This window comes from Pseudoalteromonas sp. PAST1 (assembly GCF_021532515.1).
GTDB classification, from domain to species: Bacteria; Pseudomonadota; Gammaproteobacteria; order Enterobacterales; family Alteromonadaceae; genus Pseudoalteromonas; species Pseudoalteromonas simplex.
Genome location: NZ_JAKGBH010000141.1, coordinates 1 through 1034 on the forward strand (window position 1 = coordinate 1; position 1034 = coordinate 1034).

The window sequence follows — 1034 nt, forward strand, 5'->3', positions numbered from 1 at the left end:
GCATTGACCGTCGTTGGGTTACCCGCTTCATCACTAATTGTTGCTGATACAGTGTAGCCACCTTCGGCGAGTCCATTCGGTACTTCCACGCGCCAATCACCGCTACTGTCAACGGTTGCGGTCAGTGTTTGTACGGTGCCATCATTATCTGTCACCGTTACCGTCACCGTGCCACCAATTTCATTACTGCGTCCTGTGAACTCAGGCGTCACATCACTGCCCGCCCCAACGCCCGTTAAGGTTAAGCTTGGTGCAACGGTATCAATGACCCCAGTCACCGTTTCTTCTGTAAGGTTACCCACCCCATCACGCACACTGGCGTCAACAGTAAATTGACCATCAGCTAAGACCGTTGTTGGACTCACTGACCAATTACCGCTGGCATCCACTGTCGCTGTCAGGGTGCTGCTATCACCATTGGCATCGGTGACGACCACGGTCACTTGTGCGCCTTCACCTGCATCACTGGTACCACTGATGAGCGGTGTATTGTCATTTCCAATTGCATCCACATTAACGGTGAGTGTCGGTGGTGTACCATCAAAGTCACTTGAACTGATAGTACGTACATTGCCTGCAGCATCCGATGCACTGGCTGTTATCGACGCTAGGTTCGCTAACGGCACGGTTAACCCTGTCAGCGACCAATCACCATTGGCATCGGTGGTTGCCGTATATGTCACACTGCCACCGCCTAATAAGGTTTGGGTGATGGTCACTGTGCTACCGGCGGGTAAATCTGATGTACCACTTAAGGTCACCAGTTGACCCAGTAAGAAGGTCGGCACAAAAGCAAGCTCCGGTGGAATGGTGTCGACTTCACCACTGTCACTGGCACTGCTGTTATTACCTGCTGCATCGCTGATACTGGCACTGACTGTGTAGTTGCCATCAGCTAAGGCTTGCCCTGCTTCGGCGCTCCAATTGCCTGAAGCATCAGTGGTGACTGTCACGGTATGGCTGATACCATCAGCATCGGTAAAGGTCACGGCGAGTGAGGTATTGGCTAAGTCTGAGGTGCCAGTGACCGTCGG

At 52.8% G+C, this 1034-nt stretch carries 1 protein-coding gene; it reads right to left on the reverse strand.

Features of this window, described 5'->3' with window-relative positions:
* On the reverse strand, positions 1 to 1034 hold a 1034-nt coding region (locus tag L1272_RS23065), incomplete at both ends, for an Ig-like domain-containing protein (RefSeq protein WP_235374379.1).